The organism is Bdellovibrionales bacterium (assembly GCA_019750295.1).
Lineage (GTDB): Bacteria > Bdellovibrionota > Bdellovibrionia > Bdellovibrionales > JAGQZY01 > JAIEOS01.
Genome location: JAIEOS010000149.1, coordinates 1 through 1,712 on the forward strand (window position 1 = coordinate 1; position 1,712 = coordinate 1,712).

The 1,712-nt window shown below is 46.3% G+C and carries 3 protein-coding genes; all 3 read left to right on the forward strand.

All coding sequences use genetic code 11. From position 1 onward, the window contains the following. Positions 1-552: aminotransferase class III-fold pyridoxal phosphate-dependent enzyme (locus tag K2Q26_16060; GenBank protein ID MBY0317034.1), on the forward strand; the 552-nt coding region annotated here is incomplete at its 5' end. Then, positions 549-1,178, forward strand: coding sequence for a ferritin-like domain-containing protein (locus tag K2Q26_16065; protein MBY0317035.1), 630 nt, complete (start codon positions 549-551; stop codon positions 1,176-1,178). The genes K2Q26_16060 and K2Q26_16065, both read left to right, overlap by 4 nt. Continuing rightward, positions 1,159-1,712, forward strand: a 554-nt coding sequence (locus tag K2Q26_16070) for an ABC transporter ATP-binding protein (protein MBY0317036.1), incomplete at its 3' end; no start/stop codon positions are given. The genes K2Q26_16065 and K2Q26_16070, both read left to right, overlap by 20 nt.

Here is a 1,712-nt window from a genome sequence, read left to right on the forward strand (position 1 = left end):
TTCTATCGGACCGGTACTTTTTTAGCCTCATACCAAACTCAGATCCAGCCGGATTTAATTTGTCTGTCGAAGGGGCTCACCGGTGGATTTTTACCTCTAGCTCTTACGGTCACTACGCAAAAAATTTATGATGCGTTTTTAAGCGATCATATTCAAACAGCATTTCTCCATGGCCATTCTTATACGGGAAACCCTATGGCCTGCGCGGCGGCCCATGCGACCTTTGGCCTCCTTCAATCCAAGGATATGCAGCAACGCATCTCTCAACTGGTGTCGTGGACGGCAGAGGAGATCAATAAATTGAGGGGCTTAGACCTTGTAGAAAACCCACGCTCCCTCGGCACCATCGGAGCTTTTGACGTTGCCGGTTACAAGGGCTACTTTACGGGATCATTCGCAGAGACCTTTTCGCAGAAATGCATCGAGAGAGGGATCTACGTAAAGCCCCTGGGAGGAACGATTTATACCGTTCCCCCTTACTGTGTGAATGAACAAGAGTTTCGATATATGTATCAAGTGATCCGTGAAACACTTTTTGATTTGAGGAAATGATGAGCTGGCAAAATATTTTAAAATCGGTCGTTAACCAACCGCTAATTCATGCACGTTTTTTAAATACATTAAGTATGGTGGAGTTTATAGGTGCGCGGAAAATTATTAAGAGCCAACCCGAATCGTCGGTGAGTATGTTTGTACTGTCTCACGCGGCCGAGGAGATTCGTCATGCGCAGATTCTCAAAAAACTCGCTATAAAATTAGGGGGAAAGTCGGTTCAAACTTACAGTGAGCCGAGTTTGATCGCAGGTGACCTTGCTCGGCGCTACATCCAGGAGATTGATCAATCGGCGGGAATGGTGGCCGGAGAGCAGGACTCTTGGCTCAGTTATTTGCTCACAACTTTAATCATCGAAGAGCGAGCACAAACATTTTATCCTGTCTACGATGAGCTCATGGCCAAAGTAAATATGAGTGGCCCTTTAAAACAGATCGTTCGAGACGAAGAAAATCATCTCGAAGATATGCGCAAGCTGATTGCTCAACAGGAAGATTTCGATGTGGAGCAACTTCATTCTTTGCGCGCCATCGAAAACCGACATTTTCAATTGTTCTTCGCAGGCGTCGAAGAGGAGATGGGCCGTGTATCGCCAATGATTGAACATGCAAGCCCTTCTCTGTAGAAACGTCAGAAAAAGTTTTGGTCCTTTTGAGGCTCTGAAAGGCGTTTCGCTATCTGTAAATGCGGGAGAGTGTTTCGGACTGTTGGGCCCCAATGGGGCTGGGAAATCCACTTTAATCAGTCTGATCTACGGAGCGAGTTCAATCACCGGCGGTGAGATTTCTGTCTTTGGAAAAAACCCGATGGTGGATGGGCGTTCGATTCGTTCCGAGTTGGGTGTAGTCACCCAAGATAATCATCTCGATTCCTCGATGTCGGTGGAAGAGAATATGAAGATGTTCGCCCGGTTCGTGGGTTTACCTCAAGCTCAGCACAAAGCGCGCATTGATTATTTGTTAGAATATATGATGCTCTCTCATAAAAAAGATTCCGTGATTGAGTCGTTGTCGGGAGGTATGCAACGACGACTGGTTTTTGTAAGAGCTCTCCTCAATTCGCCCAAAATTATCATTCTGGACGAACCGACGACAGGTCTCGATCCTGCCATTCGACAATTGCTATGGGATAAAGTGCTCGATATGAAAAAATCGGGAGC

Excerpts from the sequence above, each read along its gene's own strand:
- K2Q26_16065 (MBY0317035.1), top strand. The coding sequence starts at position 549 with ATGATGAGCTGGCAAAATATTTTAAAATCGGTCGTTAACCAACCGCTA.